Annotated in this window: 22 protein-coding genes; 12 read left to right on the top strand and 10 right to left on the bottom strand. The window is 70.9% G+C overall.

Annotated features, from left to right (window positions below; genetic code table 11):
• Positions 1-85: 85 nt before the first annotated feature.
• The 3 genes from IH25_RS0116435 to IH25_RS0116425 all read left to right on the top strand — a co-directional run bounded on the left by IH25_RS0116435 (position 86) and on the right by IH25_RS0116425 (position 6,091).
• Positions 86-826, top strand: coding sequence for a response regulator transcription factor (locus IH25_RS0116435; protein ID WP_030609901.1), 741 nt, complete (start codon positions 86-88; stop codon positions 824-826).
• Positions 823-1,947, top strand: coding sequence for a sensor histidine kinase (locus tag IH25_RS0116430; protein WP_030609898.1), 1,125 nt, complete (start codon positions 823-825; stop codon positions 1,945-1,947). Before IH25_RS0116435 ends, IH25_RS0116430 begins: the two co-directional genes overlap by 4 nt.
• 301 nt (positions 1,948-2,248) lie before the next feature.
• Positions 2,249-6,091, top strand: coding sequence for a multifunctional oxoglutarate decarboxylase/oxoglutarate dehydrogenase thiamine pyrophosphate-binding subunit/dihydrolipoyllysine-residue succinyltransferase subunit (locus IH25_RS0116425; RefSeq protein ID WP_030609896.1), 3,843 nt, complete (start codon positions 2,249-2,251; stop codon positions 6,089-6,091).
• 155 nt (positions 6,092-6,246) lie between these two features.
• Here the strand turns inward: IH25_RS0116425 and IH25_RS0116420 are convergent, their stop codons facing one another.
• Positions 6,247-6,426: a DUF6104 family protein gene (locus IH25_RS0116420; RefSeq protein WP_003992906.1), complete on the bottom strand. Its 180-nt coding sequence runs from the start codon at positions 6,424-6,426 to the stop codon at positions 6,247-6,249.
• Positions 6,427-6,637: 211 nt separating this feature from the next.
• On the opposite strand from IH25_RS0116420, the gene IH25_RS0116415 reads away from it, so the two are divergent.
• Together IH25_RS0116415 and IH25_RS0116410 are read left to right on the top strand one after the other, a co-directional pair.
• Entirely contained in the window at positions 6,638-7,633 is a 996-nt protein-coding gene (locus tag IH25_RS0116415; protein ID WP_030609893.1) for a DUF4097 family beta strand repeat-containing protein, read from the top strand.
• Position 7,634: 1 nt separating this feature from the next.
• Entirely contained in the window at positions 7,635-8,765 is a 1,131-nt protein-coding gene (locus tag IH25_RS0116410) for a PadR family transcriptional regulator (protein ID WP_030609890.1), read from the top strand.
• A 42-nt stretch (positions 8,766-8,807) separates the two neighbouring features.
• Here the strand turns inward: IH25_RS0116410 and IH25_RS0116405 are convergent, their stop codons facing one another.
• The 4 genes from IH25_RS0116405 to IH25_RS0116390 all read right to left on the bottom strand — a co-directional run bounded on the left by IH25_RS0116405 (position 8,808) and on the right by IH25_RS0116390 (position 12,147).
• Positions 8,808-9,380 (bottom strand): Clp protease N-terminal domain-containing protein, encoded by a 573-nt coding sequence (locus tag IH25_RS0116405; RefSeq protein ID WP_030609887.1) that lies wholly within the window; start codon positions 9,378-9,380, stop codon positions 8,808-8,810.
• The gene (locus IH25_RS0116400) at positions 9,380-9,589 is read right to left on the bottom strand and encodes a helix-turn-helix domain-containing protein (RefSeq protein ID WP_030609883.1); all 210 of its coding nucleotides are present in this window, start codon (positions 9,587-9,589) and stop codon (positions 9,380-9,382) included. The genes IH25_RS0116405 and IH25_RS0116400 overlap by 1 nt, the downstream gene beginning before the upstream one ends.
• 114 nt (positions 9,590-9,703) lie before the next feature.
• Positions 9,704-10,669 (bottom strand): zinc-binding dehydrogenase, encoded by a 966-nt coding sequence (locus IH25_RS0116395; RefSeq protein ID WP_030609880.1) that lies wholly within the window; start codon positions 10,667-10,669, stop codon positions 9,704-9,706.
• Between the two features lie 254 nt (positions 10,670-10,923).
• A complete protein-coding gene (locus tag IH25_RS0116390) occupies positions 10,924-12,147 on the bottom strand; it encodes an NAD(P)-dependent malic enzyme (protein WP_030609877.1) in 1,224 nt (407 codons plus the stop codon).
• 557 nt (positions 12,148-12,704) lie between these two features.
• Between IH25_RS0116390 and IH25_RS0116385 the strand changes: the two genes are divergently transcribed.
• From IH25_RS0116385 to IH25_RS0116375, 3 genes are read left to right on the top strand one after another with little or no spacing between them, the layout of a single operon-like run.
• Entirely contained in the window at positions 12,705-13,664 is a 960-nt protein-coding gene (locus IH25_RS0116385) for an ABC transporter substrate-binding protein (RefSeq protein ID WP_030609874.1), read from the top strand.
• 40 nt (positions 13,665-13,704) lie between these two features.
• Entirely contained in the window at positions 13,705-14,637 is a 933-nt protein-coding gene (locus tag IH25_RS0116380) for an amino acid ABC transporter permease (protein ID WP_030609871.1), read from the top strand.
• A 50-nt stretch (positions 14,638-14,687) separates the two neighbouring features.
• Complete coding sequence (locus tag IH25_RS0116375) at positions 14,688-15,440, top strand: amino acid ABC transporter ATP-binding protein (RefSeq protein ID WP_030609868.1); 753 nt, start codon at positions 14,688-14,690, stop codon at positions 15,438-15,440.
• 54 nt (positions 15,441-15,494) lie between these two features.
• Here IH25_RS0116375 and IH25_RS0116370 read toward each other — a convergent pair whose 3' ends face one another.
• Positions 15,495-16,253, bottom strand: a complete 759-nt coding sequence (locus tag IH25_RS0116370; RefSeq protein WP_030609865.1) for a class I SAM-dependent methyltransferase — start codon at positions 16,251-16,253, stop codon at positions 15,495-15,497.
• A 99-nt stretch (positions 16,254-16,352) separates the two neighbouring features.
• Here IH25_RS0116370 and IH25_RS0116365 point away from each other — a divergent pair, with 99 nt between their 5' ends.
• Positions 16,353-16,982 (top strand): CGNR zinc finger domain-containing protein, encoded by a 630-nt coding sequence (locus IH25_RS0116365; RefSeq protein WP_030609862.1) that lies wholly within the window; start codon positions 16,353-16,355, stop codon positions 16,980-16,982.
• On the opposite strand, the gene sodX is transcribed toward IH25_RS0116365, so the two are convergent.
• The gene (gene sodX, locus IH25_RS0116360) at positions 16,886-17,320 is read right to left on the bottom strand and encodes a nickel-type superoxide dismutase maturation protease (RefSeq protein WP_037655073.1); all 435 of its coding nucleotides are present in this window, start codon (positions 17,318-17,320) and stop codon (positions 16,886-16,888) included. The genes IH25_RS0116365 and sodX overlap by 97 nt on opposite strands.
• Before the next feature lie 145 nt (positions 17,321-17,465).
• Between sodX and sodN the strand changes: the two genes are divergently transcribed.
• The 3 genes from sodN (at position 17,466) to IH25_RS0116345 (ending at position 18,836) form a co-directional block, all read left to right on the top strand.
• On the top strand, positions 17,466-17,861 hold the full coding sequence (gene sodN / locus IH25_RS0116355) for a superoxide dismutase, Ni (protein WP_030609856.1): 396 nt from the start codon (positions 17,466-17,468) through the stop codon (positions 17,859-17,861).
• Positions 17,862-17,983: 122 nt separating this feature from the next.
• Positions 17,984-18,385, top strand: a complete 402-nt coding sequence (locus IH25_RS0116350; protein WP_030609853.1) for a helix-turn-helix transcriptional regulator — start codon at positions 17,984-17,986, stop codon at positions 18,383-18,385.
• 34 nt (positions 18,386-18,419) lie between these two features.
• Entirely contained in the window at positions 18,420-18,836 is a 417-nt protein-coding gene (locus tag IH25_RS0116345; RefSeq protein WP_030609850.1) for a VOC family protein, read from the top strand.
• Between the two features lie 22 nt (positions 18,837-18,858).
• On the opposite strand, the gene IH25_RS0116340 is transcribed toward IH25_RS0116345, so the two are convergent.
• The 3 genes from IH25_RS0116340 to IH25_RS0116335 form a co-directional block, all read right to left on the bottom strand.
• A complete protein-coding gene (locus IH25_RS0116340) occupies positions 18,859-19,191 on the bottom strand; it encodes a DUF952 domain-containing protein (protein WP_030609846.1) in 333 nt (110 codons plus the stop codon).
• 41 nt (positions 19,192-19,232) lie between these two features.
• Complete coding sequence (locus IH25_RS42290) at positions 19,233-19,523, bottom strand: hypothetical protein (protein ID WP_078844279.1); 291 nt, start codon at positions 19,521-19,523, stop codon at positions 19,233-19,235.
• Between the two features lie 180 nt (positions 19,524-19,703).
• Complete coding sequence (locus tag IH25_RS0116335; protein ID WP_030609843.1) at positions 19,704-20,846, bottom strand: family 2 encapsulin nanocompartment cargo protein polyprenyl transferase; 1,143 nt, start codon at positions 20,844-20,846, stop codon at positions 19,704-19,706.
• Positions 20,847-20,862: the final 16 nt, after the last annotated feature.

The following is a 20,862-nucleotide window of genomic DNA, read 5'->3' as shown; positions in this document are numbered from 1 at the left end:
GATCATTCAAGCGATCATTCAGGCGTCGGACGCAGACATGGGATCACCCCACGGATTCCGGAAAGCAACACAACAGGGGCGGGCGATGGAGCAGACACACACCTCCCAGAGCGGCGCGGCGACGACCACCCCGGGCGCGCAGCGCCGGGTGCTGGTCGTCGAGGACGACCCCACGATCGTCGACGCCATCGCGGCCCGGCTGCGTGCCGAGGGATTCCTGGTGCAAACGGCGGCCGACGGCCCGGCCGCCGTCGACACGGCCGAGGCCTGGCAGCCCGACCTGCTGATCCTCGACATCATGCTGCCCGGCTTCGACGGGCTGGAGGTGTGCCGGCGGGTGCAGGCCCAGCGCCCGGTGCCGGTGCTGATGCTGACCGCGCGGGACGACGAGACGGACATGCTGGTCGGACTCGGCGTGGGCGCCGACGACTACATGACCAAGCCGTTCTCCATGCGCGAGCTGGCGGCCCGGGTGCACGTACTGCTGCGCCGGGTGGAGCGGGCCGCGCTGGCCGCCGCCACGCCCCGCACCGGCATCCTGCGCCTCGGCGAGCTGGAGATCGACCACGCCCAGCGCCGGGTGCGGGTGAAGTCCGAGGACGTCCACCTGACCCCGACCGAGTTCGACCTGCTGGTGTGCCTGGCGAACACCCCGCGCGCGGTGCTCTCCCGGGAGCAGCTGCTGGCCGAGGTGTGGGACTGGGCGGACGCCTCCGGCACCCGCACGGTCGACAGCCACATCAAGGCGCTGCGCCGCAAGATCGGCGCGGAGCGGATCCGGACCGTGCACGGCGTGGGCTACGCGCTGGAGACACCGACCCCGTGAGCGGCAGCGGGCGCCAGGCCGCACGGAGGAGCCCCGGGACCCTCGGCGAGGAACCCTGGGGCGGCGTACGCCCGTTCTCGATCAAGACCAAGCTGGGCGCGCTGGTCGTCATCGCGGTGCTCATCACCACCGGCCTGTCGCTCGTCGCGGTGCACACCAAGACGGAGCTGCGCTTCATCACGGTCTTCTCGATGATCGCCACCCTGCTCATCACCCAGTTCGTGGCGCACTCGCTGACCATGCCGCTGGACGAGATGAACACGGTGGCCCGCTCCATATCGCAGGGCGACTACACGCGCCGGGTACGGGAGAGCCGCCGCGACGAACTCGGCGACCTGGCCCAGACGATCAACGTCATGGCCGACGAGCTGGAGGCCCAGGACAACCAGCGCAAGGAGCTGGTGGCGAACGTCTCGCACGAGCTGCGCACCCCGATCGCCGGGCTGCGCGCGGTGCTGGAGAACATCGTCGACGGGGTCACCGAGGCCGATCCGGAGACCATGCGGACGGCCCTGAAGCAGACCGAGCGGCTGGGCCGGCTGGTGGAGACCCTGCTGGACCTGTCCCGGCTGGACAACGGCGTGGTGCCGCTGAAGGCACGCCGGTTCGAGGTGTGGCCGTACCTCTCGGGCGTGCTGAAGGAGGCCAACATGGTGGCCTCCGTGCGCGCGGACATGGCCTCCGGCTCGGGCAGCCACACCCGCAAGGACGTCCATCTGCACCTGGACGTCTCGCCGCCGGAGCTGACCGCGCACGCGGACCCCGAGCGCATCCACCAGGTCGTCGCCAACCTGATCGACAACGCGGTCAAGCACAGCCCGCCGCACGGCCGGGTGACCGTGAAGGCGCGGCGCGGCCCGCAGCCGGAGTCGCTGGTGCTGGAGGTCCTGGACGAGGGACCCGGCATCCCCCGGTCCGAGTGGCACCGGGTGTTCGAGCGGTTCAACCGGGGTGCGGTCACCCGGCCGCACGGCCCGGGCAGCGACGGCGGCACCGGGCTCGGGCTGGCGATCGCCCGGTGGGCGGTGGATCTGCACGGCGGCCGGATCGGGGTGGCCGAATCCGAGCGTGGCTGCCGGATCATCGTCACTCTTCCGGGACTGACTTCCCTGGCGAGTTGACGTAGGGTCCGAACCGGAAGCACAAGATCCACGACGGTCCCCGGCGGTTTCGCGCGGCAGGACACGTGTGATCGGCGCAGACCCGGGCACCCGCCTGACGACGGCGGCGACGGGCTGCGCCGGTGCATCCTTTCACCTGCGGAACCACGCTTGTTTCCCGCCATATCAAGCCCCGAAACAAGATTTCTGATGTGACTTACGCGACGATGACCTTGCTCGACCTGACCTTCCCGGCCAGGGAGGCGTAGCCTTTATTCCCGCTGTCCATCACCTTGTGAAGCGGAAGAGGGCGGTTGCCGCCGTGTCGCCACAGTCCCCCAGTAACTCATCGAGTCTCTCCACCGACGACCAAGCCGGGAAGAACCCCGCAGCAGCGTTCGGTGCGAACGAATGGCTCGTCGACGAGATCTATCAGCAGTACCTCCAGGACCCGAACTCCGTAGACCGCGCCTGGTGGGACTTCTTCGCCGATTACAAGCCGGGGGCTCCGGCCACCCCGGCCCCGGCGGGTGCCGCGGCCACGGGGGCCGCGCAGACCACCCCGGCCCCGCAGGCACCCGCGGCCCCGGCCCCCCAGGCCGCCGCCCCGGCCCCGAAGCCCGCCGCGGCCCCCGCTCAGGCCCCGGCCCCGGCGGCTCCCGCCGCGCCCGCGGCGAAGGCCGCCCCGGCCAAGCCGGCGCAACCCGCACAGGCGCCCGCTCAGCCGAAGCCCGGTGCAAGCACCGGCTCCACTGGAGCGGCTGACGCCGCGCGGTCTTCGGCGAAGGAGGCCCCCGAGGGCCCCGAGCTGGTCACGCTGCGCGGCCCGTCCGCCGCCGTGGCGAAGAACATGGACGCCTCGCTGGAGATGCCGACCGCCACCTCGGTCCGCGCCGTCCCGGTGAAGCTGCTGTTCGACAACCGGATCGTCATCAACAACCACCTCAAGCGCGCCCGCGGCGGGAAGATCTCCTTCACGCACATCATCGGGTACGCGATGGTGCAGGCCATCAAGGCCATGCCGTCGATGAACTGGGCGTACGGCGTCAAGGACGGCAAGCCGACCCTGATCAAGCCGGCCCACGTCAACCTCGGCCTGGCCATCGACCTGGTCAAGCCCAACGGTGACCGCCAGCTCGTCGTGGCCGCCATCAAGAAGGCCGAGACGCTGAACTTCTTCGAGTTCTGGCAGGCCTACGAGGACATCGTCCGCCGCGCCCGCGACGGCAAGCTGACGATGGACGACTTCTCCGGCGTCACGGTCTCCCTGACCAACCCCGGCGGCCTCGGCACCGTCCACTCCGTGCCGCGCCTGATGCCCGGCCAGTCCGTGATCATGGGCGTCGGCTCCATGGACTACCCGGCGGAGTTCCAGGGCACCAGCCAGGACACCCTGAACAAGCTCGGCGTCTCCAAGGTCATGACGCTCACGTCGACCTACGACCACCGGGTCATCCAGGGCGCCGCCTCCGGCGAGTTCCTGCGCCAGGTCGCCAACCTGCTGCTCGGCGAGAACGGCTTCTACGACGACATCTTCGAGGCGCTGCGCATCCCCTACGAGCCGGTCCGCTGGCTCAAGGACATCGACGCCAGCCACGACGACGACGTCACCAAGGCCGCCCGCGTCTTCGAGCTGATCCACTCCTACCGGGTCCGCGGCCACGTCATGGCCGACACCGACCCGCTGGAGTACAAGCAGCGCAAGCACCCCGACCTGGACATCGTCGAGCACGGCCTCACCCTGTGGGACCTGGAGCGCGAGTTCGCCGTCGGCGGCTTCGCCGGCAAGTCGATGATGAAGCTGCGCGACATCCTCGGCGTGCTGCGCGACTCGTACTGCCGCACCACCGGCATCGAGTTCATGCACATCCAGGACCCCAAGCAGCGCAAGTGGATCCAGGACCGGGTGGAGCGCCCGCACTCCAAGATGGAGCGCGAGGAGCAGCTGCGCATCCTGCGCCGGCTGAACGCCGCCGAGGCGTTCGAAACCTTCCTGCAGACGAAGTACGTCGGCCAGAAGCGCTTCTCCCTGGAGGGCGGCGAGTCCGTCATCCCGCTGCTGGACGCGGTGATCGACTCCGCGGCCGAGTCCCGCCTGGACGAGGTCGTCATCGGCATGGCCCACCGCGGCCGCCTGAACGTGCTGGCCAACATCGTCGGCAAGTCGTACGCGCAGATCTTCCGCGAGTTCGAGGGCAACCTCGACCCGAAGTCGATGCACGGCTCCGGCGACGTGAAGTACCACCTGGGCGCCGAGGGCACCTTCACCGGCCTGGACGGCGAGCAGATCAAGGTCTCGCTGGTCGCCAACCCCTCCCACCTGGAGGCGGTCGACCCGGTCCTGGAGGGCGTCGCCCGCGCCAAGCAGGACATCATCAACAAGGGCGGCACGGACTTCACGGTGCTGCCGGTGGCGATCCACGGCGACGCGGCCTTCGCGGGCCAGGGCGTGGTGGCCGAGACCCTGAACATGTCGCAGCTGCGCGGCTACCGCACCGGCGGCACGGTCCACATCGTCATCAACAACCAGGTCGGCTTCACCGCGGCCCCCGAGTCCTCGCGTTCCTCCATGTACGCGACGGACGTGGCCCGCATGATCGAGGCCCCGATCTTCCACGTCAACGGCGACGACCCCGAGGCCGTCGTGCGCGTGGCGCGGCTCGCCTTCGAGTTCCGCCAGGCGTTCAACAAGGACGTGGTGATCGACCTCATCTGCTACCGCCGCCGCGGTCACAACGAGTCGGACAACCCGGCCTTCACCCAGCCGCTGATGTACGACCTGATCGACAAGAAGCGCTCGGTGCGCAAGCTGTACACCGAGTCCCTGATCGGTCGCGGCGACATCACCCTGGAGGAGGCCGAGCAGGCCCTGCAGGACTACCAGGGCCAGCTGGAGAAGGTCTTCACCGAGGTCCGCGAGGCCACCTCGCAGCCGGCCACCGGGGACGTCCAGGCGCCCCTGGACGGCTTCCCGGTCGCGGTCCCGACCGCGGTCTCCACCGAGGTCGTCAAGCGGATCGCCGAGTCCCAGGTCAACATCCCGGACACCATCACCGTCCACCCGCGGCTGCTCCCGCAGCTCCAGCGCCGGGCGGCCATGGTCGAGGACGGCACGATCGACTGGGGCATGGGCGAGACCCTCGCCATCGGCTCCCTGCTGCTGGAGGGCACCCCGGTCCGGCTGGCCGGCCAGGACTCCCAGCGCGGCACCTTCGGCCAGCGCCACGCGGTGCTGATCGACCGGGAGACCGGCGAGGAGTACACCCCGCTGCAGTACCTCGCCGAGGACCAGGCGCGGCTGAACGTCTACAACTCGCTGCTGTCCGAGTACGCGGCGATGGGCTTCGAGTACGGCTACTCGCTGGCCCGCCCGGACGCGCTGGTGATGTGGGAGGCCCAGTTCGGCGACTTCGTCAACGGCGCCCAGACGGTCGTCGACGAGTTCATCTCGTCGGCGGAGCAGAAGTGGAGCCAGACCTCCGGCGTCGTCCTGCTGCTCCCGCACGGCTACGAGGGCCAGGGGCCGGACCACTCCTCCGCGCGCCCCGAGCGGTTCCTCCAGCTGTGCGCGCAGAACAACATGACCGTGGCCATGCCCACGCTGCCGTCGAACTACTTCCACCTCCTGCGGTGGCAGGTGCACAACCCGCACCACAAGCCGCTGGTCGTCTTCACGCCGAAGTCGATGCTGCGCCTGAAGGCCGCCGCGTCCAAGGCGGAGGAGTTCACGAACGGCCAGTTCCGCCCGGTCATCGGCGACAGCACGGTCGACCCGGCCGCGGTCCGCAAGGTCGTCTTCTGCGCCGGCAAGGTCTACTACGACCTGGAGGCCGAGCGGCAGAAGCGGGGCGTCACGGACACGGCGATCATCCGCATCGAGCGCCTGTACCCGCTGCCGGGTGACGAGCTCCAGGCGGAGGTCAACAAGTACCCGAACGCCGAGAAGTACCTCTGGGCGCAGGAGGAGCCGGCGAACCAGGGTGCCTGGCCGTTCATCGCGCTCAACCTGATCGACCACCTGGACCTGGCGGTCGGCGCGGACATCCCGGCCGGCGAGCGGCTGCGGCGCATCTCGCGTCCGCACTCCTCGTCCCCGGCGGTGGGTTCCGCGAAGCGGCACCAGGCCGAGCAGGAGCAGCTGGTGCGTGAGGTGTTCGAGGCGTAGGCCTCAGATGCCCGAGGCGTAAGCCTCCCGCGAAAAGGGCCCGGTACCGAGTTCTCGCTCGGCACCGGGCCCTTTCGCCTGTTCCGCCTGTTCCGGCTGGTCAGGAGGGGTTGCGCCGGCGTCGTGCCCGGCCCTGTGCCCCGCTTCTGTCCGCTCTACTCGTCGTCCTCGTCGTCGAGCCGGGCGAGCCAGGTGGCCAGCCGCTCCACGGGCACCTCGAAGTCCGGGTTCAGGTCCACGAACGTGCGCAACTGCTCGGCGAGCCACTCGAAGGTGACCTCTTCCTCGCCACGCCGCTTCTCCAGCTCCTCGATACCGCGGTCGGTGAAGTACATAGGGGCTACGTCTCCTGCTTGAACATCCAGCCGGCAACTCTCCCCACCAGCGTATGCCGCCGCCGACGCGCCCCGTCCCCGGGCGGCCTGTCCCCCCATGCCGGCATGCCTCCCTCGAAAGAGTGTCTTGACTTCACCTCACCGCGATATATCGTGTTTGAGAGAGGACGCGATATGGCGTGTCCGACCGCGCTCCGGCCGAGGAGGTCCCATGTCCGAGTGGTCCGTCACCGCACCTCAGAAGCTGACCTTCGACGGCCCGGTGCGCGATCTCCGGGTCCGCGTCGTCAACGGCACGGTGAACGTCGTCGGCACGGAGGAGGACACGGCGCGGCTGGAGGTCTCGGAGCTGACGGGGCCGCCCCTGGTGGTCACCCGCAACGGCTGCACGCTGACCGTGACCTACGAGGACCTGCCCTGGAAGGGCTTCCTCAAGTGGCTCGGCCGCAAGGGCCGGCACCGCAGCACGGTGGTCTCGCTCGCGGTCCCGGCCGGCACGCGCGCGGAGGTGGGCGTGGTGGGCGCCGGCGCGGTCGTCTCGGGCGTCCGCGGTCCCGTGGTGCTCAGGGGGGTGAACGGCGACACCACCCTGGTCGGCGTCTCGGGCCCGGTCCGCGCGGAGACCGTCTCCGGGGACCTGGAGGCCCAGGCGGTCACCGGGGAGCTGACGTTCCACTCGGTCTCCGGAGATCTCACCGTCGTCGCGGGCTCCGGCCCGTCCGTGCGCGCCGAGACCGTCAGCGGCTCGTTGATCGTCGACCTGGATCCGGGCGGCCCCACGGACGTCGGCCTGACCAGCGTCTCCGGCGAGATCGCCATCCGCCTGCCGCACCCGGCGGACGCCGAGGTGGAGGCGAACACCACGAGCGGCGTGGTGTCCAACGCCTTCGAGGGGCTGCGGGTGCACGGCCAGTGGGGCACGCACAAGATCACCGGCCGGCTGGGCGCGGGCACGGGCAGACTGCGGGCCACCACGGTCTCGGGCTCGATAGCCCTGCTGCGCCGGCCGCCCCGGGAGGAGGAGCACCCCGGCGCACCGGAAACCGGCACCGGCACCGGCACCTCACCGAAGGCCTCCTCCGCGCGCACGGCACCCCACCCGGCCGGTCACTCCCCGGTCGCGCCGGGGGAGAATGCCGTTTCCGGCCAGGACGCCGCCGCCACCGGCGCACCGGCCGACGGCACGACCGACAAGAAGGTGCTCTGACATGCCTCCCGTCTTCGCCCACGGCCGCCTCCGCCTGTATCTGCTCAAACTGCTCGACGAGGCCCCGCGCCACGGCTACGAGGTGATCAGGCTCCTGGAGGAGCGCTTCCAGGGCCTCTACGCCCCCTCGGCGGGCACGGTCTACCCGCGCCTGGCCAAGCTGGAGGCGGAGGGTCTGGTCCGGCACACCACCGAGGGCGGCCGCAAGGTGTACGCCATCACGGACGCGGGCCGTGCCGAACTGGCCGACCGCAGCGGTGAACTGGCCGACCTGGAGCTGGAGATCCGCGAGTCGGTCGCGGAACTGGCCGCCGAGATAAGGGCCGATGTGCGGGGCGCGGCCGGCGACCTGCGCCGCGAGGTGCGTGCCGCCGCGTCCGAGGCCCGCCGGGCGCGGACGTCCGGGGGCGACTTCCCTTACGGGGAGTACGGCGATCCGGGCGACAAGGACGCGTGGTGGGCCACCAAGGAGGAGATGCGCCGGGTCAAGCAGGAGTGGAAGGAGCAGGCCCGGCGCGCGAAGGACGAGAGCCGCCGGGCGCGCGAGGAGGCCGAGCGGGCCCGCCGCCAGGCCCGGGAGGCGCAGGCACGGGCACGGGCGCAGGCGCAGGAAGAGGTGCAGCGCATCGCCCGGCGCGTCCAGGAACGCGTCCAGGACCGCTTCACGCGCGGCGACTGGCCCACGGGCCTCCGCGAGGGCCTGTCCGAACTGGCGAAGGAATTCGGCGACTTCGGCAAGGAATTCGCCAGGGACTGGACCAAGGACACGGGCAAGGACCCGGGCAAGGACTTCGCCGGGGACTGGACCGGGGGCACGGGCGAGGAGTCCGGCGAGGACGGAGGCTTTCCCCGCACCACGGAGGAGACGCCCCGCCCCGCTCCGCCCTCGGAGCCGCACTACACCCCGGCCACGGAGGACTTCCCCGCCGAGTACGAACCGACCTGGGCCCACGAGACGCCCACCGGCGACCCGGCCCGCGACCTGGACCGTCTGCTGGACCGCTTCCGCGACGACATCCGCGACGCGGCCCGGGACAACGGCATCACGCCGGTCCAGCTCCAGGAAACCCGCCACCACCTCACCAGGGCGGCGGCCCACATCGCGGCGATCCTGCATCCCCACAAGTCCTGACCGCAACGCCCCGGAGGCAAGTCCTCCGGGGCCCCGGACGGGTCACTTCTCGGCCGACCGGGCCGAGTGGGCGGGTGGGCAGACCCTCGTCACCTCCTCGAACGTCACCCCGAAGTCGGCCAGCACCTCCCCCGCCACGCCGGGCAGAACCGTGAGCGCCAACAGCAAATGCTCACCCCCGACAGACCGCTCCCCCCGCCCGAGGGCCACCCGCAACGCCCGCTCCAGCACGTCCTTGGCCCCCCGGCCGAACCTGGGCCGGCCTCCGCTCCACCGCCCCGGACTCCCCGCATCCCCGGTCATCGCCCCGACCCCGTGCGCCTCCTCCACCCGGGCCACGATCTCCCCCACATCGATCCCCAGCCCGGCGAGCGCGTCCGCCTCGGCCCGGGTCAGCCCCGCCCGGCGCCGCGCCTCCCCCACCGCCTCCCGCACCGCGTCCCGCGACTCCCCGAGCCCCAGGGCGGACAGCGCGAACGAGGCCCGGCCGCCCTCGCTGCCGAGCAGCGCGAGCAGTACGTGCTCGGCATCGACGGTCCGCGCCCCGCCGCTTCGCGCCTGCTCGATCGCACCCTCGATCACCGCCCGCGCGTCCTTGGTCAACCGCTCGAACATCAACGCCTCCCGTACTTCTTGTGCACGGCCTGCTTGCTGACACCCAGCTCCGCGGCGATCTCCTGCCACGACCAGCCCTGATCGCGCGCACTGCGCACCTGTACCGCCTCCAACTGCTCCAGCAGCCGCCGCAGCGCGGCCACGGCCCGCAGCCCGACCCGTGGATCACGGTCGCCGGCCCGCTGGGCGAGATGGGTTGCCTCACTCATGCCGTCAACATAGGTTGACGCTCTCCATCCGTCAACCTATGTTGACGACCAGTCCGCGAAAAAGGCGGGCCCGGCACCCCGGACCCGCCCTCGGTTCCCAACTCCCCCGGAAAGCTAGGAGTTGGTCAGCACGATCTTGCCGAACTGCTCCCCGGACGCGAGCCGTTCGAAGCCCTCGCGCGCCCGGTCCAGCGGAAGCTCCTCGTCGATCACGGGCCGCACACCGGTCGCGGCACAGAAGGAGAGGAGGTCCTCCAGCTCGTCCTTCGTGCCCATCGTGGACCCGACGACCTTCAGCTCCAGGAAGAAGATCCGCGTCAGCTCGGCATGCGAGGGCCGGTCCCCGCTGGTCGCCCCGGAGATGACCAGCGTGCCACCGGGCCGCAGCGACTTCACCGAGTGGGACCAGGTCGCGGCGCCCACGGTCTCGATGACGGCGTCCACCCGCTGCGGCAGCCGGGCCCCCGGCTCCACTGCCTCCACGGCGCCCAGCTCCACGGCCCGCTTCCGCTTCGCCTCGTCCCGGCTGGTGGCGAAGACCCGCAGTCCGGCCGCCTTGCCGAGGACGATCGCGGCCGTGGCGACACCTCCGCCCGCGCCCTGCACGAGGACCGAGTCCCCGGGCCGTACCCCGGCGTTGGTGAACAGCATCCGGTACGCCGTCAGCCAGGCCGTCGGCAGACAGGCGGCCTCGGCGAAGGACAGCTCCTTGGGCTTGGGCAGCACGTTCCAGGTCGGTACGGCGACCTGTTCGGCGAAGGTGCCCTGATAGCGCTCGGTGAGGATGGAGCGCGGCTCGTGCGGGCCGACGCCATGGCCGCTCTGGCCGATGACGGAGTGCAGGACGACTTCGTTGCCGTCCGCGTCGACACCGGCGGCATCGCAGCCGAGGATCATCGGCAGCCGGTCCTCCGGGAGGCCGACGCCCCGCAGGGACCAGAGGTCGTGGTGGTTGAGGGAGGCGGCGCGCACGGTGATCGTGCTCCAGCCGGGACGGGCCTCGGGAGCCGGACGCTCCCCCAACTCGAGGCCGGTGAGCGGCTGGTCGCGGTCGATTCGGGCAGCGTAGACAGCGAACATGCAGCCGACGATAGGTGCGCGGCGCGGCCGGCGGAACCAGGCCCCCCTGTGACACATGCCCTCTTGCGCAACGGCACCCGTACGACGCAGGACCGCGGCCCCCCACGAACCGCACCCCGGCCCGCCCCCGACCGGCACCCCGTGCCCCGCACCCCCCAACCCCGACCGACGCTTCCGAACCCCCGGCTCGCACGCCGCCACCCCCAGCGACAAAAACGGCCCCGCCCAAGCGGGCGGGGCCGTTCAGTGCCGGGTCAGCGGCGGGCGACGCCCTCCGCGCGGGCCGCGGCCGCGACCGCCGCGGTGACGGCGGGAGCGACCCGCTCGTCGAACGGCGAGGGGATCACGTAGTCGGCGGCGAGGTCGTCGCCGACGACCGCGGCCAGCGCCTCCGCCGCGGCGATCTTCATTCCCTCCGTGATCCGCGTGGCCCGCACCTGGAGCGCGCCGGCGAAGATGCCGGGGAAGGCCAGCACGTTGTTGATCTGGTTGGGGAAGTCCGAGCGCCCGGTGGCGACGACCGCCGCGTACTTGTGCGCGACGTCGGGGTGCACCTCGGGGTTCGGGTTGGCCATCGCGAACACGAAGGCGCCCTGAGCCATGGAGGCCACGGCCTCCTCCGGGACCGTACCGCCGGAGACGCCGATGAAGACGTCCGCACCCGCCAGGGCGTTCTCCAGCGAACCGGTGAGACCGGCCTTGTTGGTGAATCCGGCCAGCTCGCGCTTGACCGGGGTCAGGTCGTCCCGGTCGGCCGACACCACGCCCTTGCGGTCCGTCACCGCCACGTCCCCGATGCCGGCCTCGACCAGCATCCTGGCGATGGCGACACCGGCCGCGCCGGCGCCCGAGATGACGGCCCGCAGCTGCCCGATCTCGCGTCCGCTCAGCCGCGCCGCGTTGCGCAGCGCCGCGAGCGTCACGACGGCCGTGCCGTGCTGGTCGTCGTGGAAGACCGGGATGTCCAGTCGCTCCTGGAGCCGGCGCTCGATCTCGAAGCACCGGGGGGCCGAGATGTCCTCCAGGTTCACTCCGCCGAAGGAGGGAGCGAGCCGGACGACGGTCTCCACGATGTCGTCGACGTCGGTGCAGTCGAGGGCGATCGGGACCGCGTCCACGCCGCCGAACTGCTTGAACAGGATGGCCTTGCCCTCCATCACGGGGAGGGATGCCTGGGGACCGATGTCCCCGAGCCCGAGCACGGCCGTACCGTCGGTGACGACGGCGACCACATTGGATTTCCACGTGTAGTCGTTGACCAGCTCCGGCTGTTCCGCGATCGCGGTGCACACGCGCGCGACGCCGGGCGTGTACGCGAGGGAAAGGTCGTCCTTGTCGCGGACCGGCACGGTGGCCTGCACGGCCATCTTGCCGCCGCGGTGCAGCGCGAACGCCGGATCGAAGGAATCGAGGGGCTCGGCCCCGCCGTCCTGGTCCGTTGTGTTGTCGCTGCGAGGATTGACGATCTCCGCTGCCACTTTGTCTTACCCCTTAGGTATGCATGGTTTGAGGGTCGACCACTCCTGGTGAGGGGTGGGCGGGCACCGCGTACGGCCCGTTTGCTGATACGTGCGAGGCCATACGCGACGGGCGCGCCGCACACGCGCCCTGAGCCCCGGATGAGGGGTGTAAAGAACCTTCTTACCGGACGGACGGTGCCCGCGACGAGTCCAATAGGTCCAAGGTCACATCCCGGAACGGGCGGGCGACGGGCAGATGACGCGCGACCGACGGACCGAAATGGCTGGAAATCGCGCGGGCCGCAGAGGGGTCCAGACGACCACATGGTGAGACACGCCGAAGATTCTCCGGCCGGCGGAGCGGATTACCGCAGATGGTCCTGCGGCTATGGACCGGGGTTGTACCGACCTGATCCGTTTCGGGGGTCACCCGTTATCCGATTTTGACATAGCGACTCCCCTGAATGGCGTAGTCCGAATGGCAAGATGCCGTAAACCCACGAGGTCGCGACACCCGAAGGTGTGTGTTTCCGTCGACCCATCGGCAACTCTTCCCATCCGCCGGAGGAACCACGATGACCGCAAGCTCCACCCGTCGTACCACCGCCGCGCGCTCCCGTCTTGCCGCGGTCGGTGCGATCGCGGTCGCAGGCGCCCTGCTGCTCACCGGCTGCGGTGACCAGACGAAGGACAAGAACAAGGACTCCGGCAGCGCGTCCGCCGACAGCGCCCCGCTCGCCGGCAAGCTCCCGCAGGACATCCGGGGCAAGGGCAAGATCCGGGTCGGTTCGGACATCGCGTATGCCCCGGTGGAGTACAAGGACTCCGCCGGCAAGGTGGTCGGCCTGGACCCGGACCTGGCGGAGGCCCTGGGCAAGCAGCTCGGGGTGACGTTCGAGTTCCAGAACGGCACGTTCGACGCCCTGCTCACCGGTCTGCGTTCGGACCGGTACGACATCGCGATGTCGGCGATGACGGACAACAAGAACCGTCAGGAGGGCGTCGACCCCGAGACCGGCAAGCACGTCGGCGAGGGCGTCGACTTCGTCGACTACCTGACCGCCGGTGTCTCCATATACACCCGCAAGGGAGACACCGAGGGCATAAAGACCTGGACCGACCTGTGCGGCAAGAAGCTGGCCGTGCAGCGCGGTACCACCTCGGACGACCTGGCCAAGCAGCAGGCCAAGAAGTGTCCGAAGGGCAAGAAGCTCTCCATCGAGGCGTTCGACGACAACCAGCAGGCCCAGACCCGGCTGCGCTCGGGCGGCGTGGATGCCGTGTCCGCCGACTTCCCGGTCGCCGCGTACGCCGTGAAGACCTCCGGCGGCGGCAAGGACTTCGAGCTGGTCGGCGACCAGGTCGAGGCGGCCCCGTACGGCATCGCGGTCTCCAAGGACGAGACCCAGCTGCGGGACGCCCTCCAGGCGGCGATGGACGCGATCATCAAGAACGGCGAGTACCAGAAGATCCTCGAGAAGTGGGGCGCCCAGGACGGCGCCGTCAAGCAGTCCGTCATCAACGGCGGCAAGTGACCCGCGACCTGCAAGCAGCGGCCACCGAGAGGCACTCCCCGTGACTGACATCGACAAGACGGCGGGTCCCAAGGACACGCCCCCGGCCGGCGCCGAGGCCATCAAGGCCATTCCGGTGCGGCACTACGGACGGTACGTCACCGCCGTCATCGCGATCGCGGTCCTCGTCGCGATCATCAACGCGTTCGCCCAGGGCAAGATCAACTGGCACGCGATACCCGACTACTTCTTCGACGACCGGATCATGACCGGTGTCGGCAAGACCCTCCTGCTGACGGTCCTGTCGATGCTGATCGGCATCGTCGGCGGCATCATCCTGGCGGTGATGCGGCTGTCGAAGAACCCGGTGACCTCGGCGATCGCCTGGTTCTACATCTGGTTCTTCCGCGGCACCCCGGTCCTGGTCCAGCTGTTCCTCTGGTTCAACCTGGGCCTGGTCTTCGAGTACATCAACCTGATGCCGGTCTACAAGGACTACTGGTCGAGCTTCATGACGCCGCTGCTGACGGCGCTGCTCGGCCTGGGTCTGAACGAGGCGGCGTACATGGCCGAGATCTGCCGGGCGGGCCTGCTCGCGGTGGACGAGGGCCAGACCGAGGCGGCCCACGCGCTCGGCATGAGCCACGGCAAGACCCTGCGCCGGGTGGTGATCCCGCAGGCGATGCGGGTGATCGTGCCGCCGACGGGCAACGAAGTGATCAACATGCTGAAGACGACCTCGCTCGTGGCGCAGGTCCAGTTCTCGGAACTCTTCCGCTACGCCCAGGACATCGGCCAGAACTCCGGCGCCCCGGTGGAGATGTACTTCCTCGCCGCGGCCTGGTACCTGATCATGACCTCGGTGCTGAGCGTGGGCCAGTACTACCTGGAGCGGTACTACGCCCGCGGCTCCAGCCGCACCCTCCCCCCGACCCCGTGGCAGAAGGTGAAGAAGCATCTGACGACCTTCTCCAGCAGGAAGGTCACGGCATGACCGACAAGCTGAGCAAGAAGCAGGACACCCGGCCGCGGGACGCCGTCCCCATGGTCAAGGCGGAGGGCGTGCACAAGTCCTTCGGCCAGGTCGAGGTGCTCAAGGGCATCGACCTGGAGGTGAAGCCGGGCGAGGTGTTCTGCCTGATCGGCCCCTCCGGCTCCGGGAAGTCGACGTTCCTGCGCTGCATCAACCACCTGGAGAAGATCAACGCCGGACGGCTGTACGTCGACGGCGACCTGGTCGGCTACCGCCAGCAGGGCGACAAGCTGTACGAGCTGCGGGACCGCGAGGTCGCCATGAAGCGGCGCGACATCGGCATGGTCTTCCAGCGCTTCAACCTGTTCCCGCACATGACGGCCGTGGAGAACGTCATGGAGGCGCCGGTCCAGGTGAAGGGCGCGAGCCGCGGTGAGGCCCGGGAGCGGGCCATGCAGCTGCTGGAGCGCGTGGGCCTGGCCGACCGGGCCGGGCACTACCCCTCCCAGCTCTCCGGCGGCCAGCAGCAGCGGGTGGCGATCGCCCGGGCGCTGGCGATGGAGCCGAAGCTGATGCTGTTCGACGAGCCGACCTCGGCCCTGGACCCGGAGCTGGTCGGTGACGTCCTGGACGTCATGCGGGACCTCGCCGAGTCCGGCATGACCATGGTCGTCGTGACCCACGAGATGGGCTTCGCCCGCGAGGTGGGCGACAGCCTGGTCTTCATGGACGGCGGCGTGGTGGTCGAATCCGGCCACCCCAGGGACGTCCTGACCAACCCGCGGCACGAGCGGACGCAGTCCTTCCTGTCCAAGGTGCTGTGAGCGGCGCGTGCGGGGCGGTACGGGCCACCCGTACCGCCCCGCACGCCTGCCCGCCTACCTCAGCGCGAGCAGCAGCGTGTCCGACGGGGAGCACCACACCGGCCTGGCCTCGGCGAACCCCTTCTCGCGCAGCACGCGCGCGTGCCACTGGACCGAGGGCATGTCCCCGTCGGCGTGCTCGCCGTAGATCTCGAAGCGGCGGGCGGTCGGCTCGGCGAGGACCGGGTCCTGCGCCGCCAGCTGCCACCAGTCGGCCCAGTCCAGGGCGCCGTCCCGCTTGGCCTGTTCCATGCGGGCGTGCCGCTGGGCGCGCTCGGCTTCGTTGATCCGGGGCGTGGTCTCGTCGATCATGTGGTCCGCGTTCATGAAGACACCGCCGTCGCGGACCAGTCCCGCGATCCGGCCGTAGAGGGCCGCGAGGGGTTCGGCGTGCAGCCAGTGCAGGGCGGTGGCGGTGAGCACCGCGTCGTAGGAGTCGTACGGCAGCTTCGCCGGCCAGTCGGGGTCCTTCAGGTCGGCGGTGACGAGCGTGACCCGGTCGTCGCCGTCGAAGGTGCCGTGCGCGATGGCGAGCAGCGCCGGGTCCAGGTCGACGCCGGTGCTGGTGGCCTCGGGGAAGCGGCGCAGCAGCCGGGCGGTGATGCTGCCGGTGCCGCAGGCCAGGTCGAGCACGCGGGGCGCCGTGCCCACGAGCGCCTCGACCATGTCGAGCATGATCCGGAAACGTTCCTCGCGGTCCGGCATGTACCACTCCTGCTGCCGGTCCCAGCTCTCCTGCCAGGCCGCCCAGTCGGTTCCGGTACTCGTCGTCATGAAATCCGGCTCCCCTCATCTCACGTAATACCCTGGAAGCACGACCGGCTGTTACCCGACCGCAGATCCGACCATAAGACGCCCGCGTAAGGACTACAAGTGGAACTGGCCTATTACTCGGATTACGCCGTACGTCTCGTCAACAGCGAGGAGCCGGCCCGGGGCACGGACACCCTGACCACGGTCGAGGCCGTCCGCGACCTCTTCGGCGTCAACGCGTCGGCCGCCCGCCGCGCCACGGACGCCGACGTGACCCGCTTCCGCTCGGTCCGGGCGCGGCTGCGCGCGGTCTTCGAGGCCGCCGACCAGGGCGACGAGACCCTGGCCGTGGACCTGCTGAACTCACTGCTGCTGGAGTTCCCGGTCAGCCCGCAGATCTCCGGGCACGACTACCGGGACGACGACGGCCGGCCGCTGTGGCACATGCACCTGGCCGACCACCCCTCCAACGCCACCGCCGGCTACGCGGCGATCGCGGCGATGGGCCTCGCCTTCCACCTCACCGAGTACGGCGTCGACCGCCTCGGCCTGTGCCAGGCGCCCCCGTGCCGCAACGCCTACCTGGACACCTCCACCAACCGCTCCCGCCGCTACTGCTCGGACCGCTGCGCCACCCGCGCCAACGTGGCCGCCTACCGGGCCCGCAAACGCCTGGAGGCCGACCGGTCGGGCAGCAGCGGCCGGACCGCCGAGAGCGCCCAGCGCACCAGCGCGAGCGGCGAGCGCTGACCGGCCCCGGCCGGCCGGAACCGGAACAGCGCCTTGCCCAGGATCAGTTCCTCGGGCACCACCCCGTAGTCCGTGCTGTCCCCGCCCGCGTAGGGGTTGTCCCCGAGCACCCACCAGCCGCCGTCGCGCCGCTCCACCGCCCGCTTGACCACCAGCAGGTCCTGCTGGAAGGGATGGCGCAGGACCACCACGTCACCGGGCCGCACCACACCCCCGTAGCGCACCAGCAGTTGGTCCCCGTGGTGCAGCGTGGGCACCATGGACGGGCCGGTCACCTCCGCCAGCCCGAAGGGCGCCATCCCCCTTCCCCGCTCGGTCTCCTGCGACAGTTCCGGCATCCCCGGCACCTCCCCGGTCCGTTCCTCCACCAGTCTCAGTCTCACCCTGGACTTTTGTCCTAAGCCCTAGGGGGCAGCCGAGAAATCGCGTTCCTCAGGGAGTAATGTCGCACCTGAGAAGACGATCACGAGGAAGGAATGCTCCATGCTTTCCCGCCTGTTTGCCCCCAAGGTCAAGGTCAGCGCCCACTGCGACCTGCCCTGCGGCGTGTACGACCCGGCCCAGGCCCGCATCGAGGCGGAGTCGGTGAAGGCCGTCCAGGAGAAGATGGCCAGCAATGACGACCCCCACTTCCAGGCTCGCGCCACCGTCATCAAGGAGCAGCGCGCGGAGCTCGCGAAGCACCACGTCTCCGTCCTGTGGAGCGACTACTTCAAGGCGCCGCACTTCGAGAAGTACCCGGAGCTGCACCAGCTGGTCAACGACACCCTGAAGGCGCTCTCCGCCGCCAAGGCCTCCACCGACCCGGCGACGGGCCAGAAGGCTCTGGACTACATCGAGCAGATCGCCAAGATCTTCTGGGAGACCAAGCAGGCCTGACCGCCTGAGCACCTCCTGACCGCACCCGGCCCGCGGACCCGCGCCCATCACGGCGCGACCGCGGACCGGGTGCGGTTTTCTCACGGGGTGGTCCCGGCAGGGAGCTGTGGGAGGCTGGGCGGGTGACCGCACTGGAGGACCTGAGACGACTGCGGCGCGTGCGCGACCGCATGGACCGGGAGTACGCCGAACCGCTCGACATGACCGAGCTGGCCCGTGACGCCCTGATGTCCCCGGGCCACTTCCAGCGCAGCTTCCGCAAGGCGTTCGGCGAGACCCCGTACGGCTATCTCATGACCCGCCGGATCGAGCGGGCCAAGACCCTGCTGCGCCGGGGCGACCTCACCGTGACCGAGGTGTGCCTCGCCGTCGGCTGCACCTCCCTCGGCTCCTTCAGTTCCCGCTTCACCGAGCTGGTCGGCGAGACACCGAGCGCCTACCGCGCCCGCGATCACGAGGAGAGCGCCGCGATCCCGCCGTGCGTGGCCCGCAGGCTGACCCGGCCGCGCCGCCGCCCGTACTGAGGCGCTGGATGCCGGCCGGATCTAGGGTGAGCCCATGGACGTGAAACTCGCGCAGTGTTTCCTCGCGGTGGACGATCACGACAAGGCCATCGCCTTCTACCGCGATGTGCTGGGCATGGAGATCCGCAACGACGTGGGCTTCGAGGGGATGCGCTGGGTGACCGTGGGCTCCCCGCTCCAGCCGGACGTGGAGATCGTGCTGGAGCCGCCGGACGCGAGCCCCGACGCCTCGCCCGCGGACAAGCAGGCCCTGGGCGAACTCCTCGCCAAGGGCCTGTTGCGCGGGGTCATCTTCACCACGCCCGACTGCGACGCGCTGTACGAGCGGGTGCGGGAGTCCGGCGCCGACGTCCTCCAGGAGCCGATGGACCAGCCGTACGGGGTCCGGGACTGCGCCTTCCGGGACCCGGCGGGCAACCAGCTCCGTTTCATCGAACGCCCGGCGTCCTGACGGGCCGTGGGCGCGGGCCGGTTCAGCCCCAGGGCTCCACGTCCACCACGGCCTCGACCGGCAGCGGCCCGTACACGTGCGGGAACTCCTCCCCGCCCGGCTCGGCGGACTCGTAGCGCACCGGCGCCCCGACCCTGGCCGGGTCCACGACCAGGACGACCAGCTCGTCCGGGCCGTCGTAGCCGCCGTAGAGGAACGCGGCCACGCGCGGGAGCTGCTCGCGGCTGGAGAAGTGGATGAAGCCCTCCTCCTGGAGGGTGCGGCCCCGGGTGGACAGCTCATAGGCACCGCGCTCACGCGCCGCCTCCCACCGGGAGCGTTCGGTGATGTGCAGGATGTACGGAAGTTTCGGCATCCACCCACGCTACGGCGTCCCCGGCCGTCGACCGGTCCTGTTCACGGCGTCCCCGGACGCTCAGGTGCTCGGCCGCCGTCGTTCCGCATCCCGGCGGAGCGGCCCGGGCCACGAGGGGGGCCAGGGTCGGATCCGGACGCGGGGGCACGGGGGCCGGCGGTGGCCGGCCGGTCGCTCTCCGGGCCGCCGGAGCCGGTGTACGCCGCGCAGTCGGGGTTGCGGCACGGGCCGCGGCCCCAGACCGGCACCCAGGCGCCCAGCGTCTTGTGCCGCTTGACGACCGTTTCCACGGGCTGTCCACAGACGGGACAGACGGATTCCTCGCCGCCCATGCCCTCAGCGTAGGCGCCCTCCTCGCATCCCGCCGCCCAGGCCGGGGACGGGAAGGCGGTGCCCCGCACACTGTGGGGGTGTGCGGGGCCTCCGACCGGAGCCTCCGTCGGCCCGTGCGGGGTCAGGAGCCACACGGACCCGGAGTCTCCGGGTTCTCCTCGGCCGCCGGCCGGCGGCGCTCAGTTGCTGCGCCGGGTGACGAACTCGGCGAGCGCCAGCAGACCGCCCGCCGCCTCCGGGTCGGGGACCGCGCGGGCCAGTTCCTGCATGGCCCGGGCCATCCGGTCGGCCGCCTCGGCCTGCGCCCAGTCCCGGCCGCCGGCCCGCTCCACCGCCAGTGCGGTGCGCGCGATCTCCCCGGCCTCCGCCTCCTCGGCGAGGTACGGCTTCCCGTACAACGCGGCCAGCTCGGACGCCTCCGGCGCTCCGGAGGTGAGCGCCGCCACCACCGGCAGGGACTTCTTGCGGGCGGCGAGATCCGCGCCGACCGGCTTGCCGGTGTGCCGCGGGTCTCCCCATATCCCGATCACGTCGTCGATCAGCTGGAAGGCGAGCCCGGCCTGGCGGCCGAACCCGTCCAGCGCGGCCACCTCCTCCGCACCGGCTCCCGCGTACAGCGCGCCGAGCGCGCACGCGCAGCCCAGCAGCGCGCCGGTCTTGGCCTCGGCCATGGCGAGCACCTCGTCCAGCGTCACCGCGTCCGGAGCGCGCTGCTCCAGGTCGGTGTCCGCGTGCTGCCCCTCGCACAGCTCCACCACGCAGGCCGCGAGGCGGGCCGCGGCCGGGACGGAGGCGGGGTGCGGGTCCTCGGCGAGCAGCCGCAGGGCCAGCGCCTGGAGGGCGTCCCCGGCGAGGATCGCGTCGGTGTCCCCGAACACGGTCCAGGCCGTCGGCCGGTGCCGGCGGGTGGTGTCCCGGTCCATCACGTCGTCGTGCAACAACGTGAAGTTGTGGACCAGTTCGACCGCCGCCGCGGCCCGGACCGCCGCCGCCCGCGCCGCCGGGCCGCCGAGCGCCGCGGCCGCCGCCAGCACGAGCGCCGGCCGGATCGCCTTGCCCGCGTTGCCCGCCGCCGGTGTGCCGTCGGCGTGCTGCCAGCCGAAGTGGTAGAGCCCGATCCGGCGCATGGCACCGGGCAGCGACTCCACGGCCGCGCGCAGCTCCGGGTAGACCAGGGTCCGGGTGCGCTCCAGCTGCGCCAGGGCCTCCTGTCCGTCGAGCGGACCGGGCCCGGTCCCGGTGGTCTCCCGGGGCTCCCCCGCCGCGCCGGAATGCGGCACAGCGGGGGAACGCTCGTCGGTCTCCGTCATGTACTCGGCCATGCCTCCCCCTCGCCAG

It is taken from the genome of Streptomyces achromogenes subsp. achromogenes, assembly GCF_000720835.1.
Lineage (GTDB): Bacteria > Actinomycetota > Actinomycetes > Streptomycetales > Streptomycetaceae > Streptomyces > Streptomyces achromogenes.
This window is presented reverse-complemented; position numbering and strand designations above follow the sequence as displayed.

Coding starts and splice junctions, on each gene's coding strand:
- IH25_RS0116435 (WP_030609901.1), top strand. CDS start 86: ATGGAGCAGACACACACCTCCCAGAGCGGCGCGGCGACGACCACCCCG.
- IH25_RS0116420 (WP_003992906.1), bottom strand. CDS start 6,426: ATGTACTTCACCGACCGCGGTATCGAGGAGCTGGAGAAGCGGCGTGGC.
- IH25_RS0116415 (WP_030609893.1), top strand. CDS start 6,638: ATGTCCGAGTGGTCCGTCACCGCACCTCAGAAGCTGACCTTCGACGGC.
- IH25_RS0116410 (WP_030609890.1), top strand. CDS start 7,635: ATGCCTCCCGTCTTCGCCCACGGCCGCCTCCGCCTGTATCTGCTCAAA.
- IH25_RS0116405 (WP_030609887.1), bottom strand. CDS start 9,380: ATGTTCGAGCGGTTGACCAAGGACGCGCGGGCGGTGATCGAGGGTGCG.
- IH25_RS0116400 (WP_030609883.1), bottom strand. CDS start 9,589: ATGAGTGAGGCAACCCATCTCGCCCAGCGGGCCGGCGACCGTGATCCA.
- IH25_RS0116395 (WP_030609880.1), bottom strand. CDS start 10,669: ATGTTCGCTGTCTACGCTGCCCGAATCGACCGCGACCAGCCGCTCACC.
- IH25_RS0116385 (WP_030609874.1), top strand. CDS start 12,705: ATGACCGCAAGCTCCACCCGTCGTACCACCGCCGCGCGCTCCCGTCTT.
- IH25_RS0116375 (WP_030609868.1), top strand. CDS start 14,688: ATGGTCAAGGCGGAGGGCGTGCACAAGTCCTTCGGCCAGGTCGAGGTG.
- IH25_RS0116370 (WP_030609865.1), bottom strand. CDS start 16,253: ATGACGACGAGTACCGGAACCGACTGGGCGGCCTGGCAGGAGAGCTGG.
- sodX (WP_037655073.1), bottom strand. CDS start 17,320: ATGCCGGAACTGTCGCAGGAGACCGAGCGGGGAAGGGGGATGGCGCCC.
- sodN (WP_030609856.1), top strand. CDS start 17,466: ATGCTTTCCCGCCTGTTTGCCCCCAAGGTCAAGGTCAGCGCCCACTGC.
- IH25_RS0116345 (WP_030609850.1), top strand. CDS start 18,420: ATGGACGTGAAACTCGCGCAGTGTTTCCTCGCGGTGGACGATCACGAC.
- IH25_RS0116340 (WP_030609846.1), bottom strand. CDS start 19,191: ATGCCGAAACTTCCGTACATCCTGCACATCACCGAACGCTCCCGGTGG.
- IH25_RS42290 (WP_078844279.1), bottom strand. CDS start 19,523: ATGGGCGGCGAGGAATCCGTCTGTCCCGTCTGTGGACAGCCCGTGGAA.
- IH25_RS0116335 (WP_030609843.1), bottom strand. CDS start 20,846: ATGGCCGAGTACATGACGGAGACCGACGAGCGTTCCCCCGCTGTGCCG.